The following is a 230-nucleotide window of genomic DNA, read 5'->3' as shown; positions in this document are numbered from 1 at the left end:
CGTCGCCCAGGTCGTTGCGGCCGAACCGGTCAAAGGCGCCGACAAGCTGCTCAAGCTGCAGCTTGACCTTGGCTGCGAGCGCAGGCAGGTCGTTTCAGGCATCGCCAAATTCTACAGACCTGAGGAGCTCGTAGGACGCAAAGTCATTTGCGTGGCGAACCTGAAGCCGGTGAAGCTTCGCGGCGAGCATTCACAGGGAATGATTCTTGCGGCGTCGCAGGGTGGCCAAC

The 230-nt window shown here is 60.9% G+C and carries 1 protein-coding gene; it reads left to right on the top strand.

Going from position 1 to position 230, the window contains the following annotated elements:
• On the top strand, positions 1-230 hold a 230-nt coding region (gene metG / locus AC3II9_RS22675), incomplete at both ends, for a methionine--tRNA ligase subunit beta (RefSeq protein ID WP_489159051.1).

This window comes from Lysinibacillus sp. RU7, from assembly GCF_057837305.1.
This window is presented reverse-complemented; position numbering and strand designations above follow the sequence as displayed.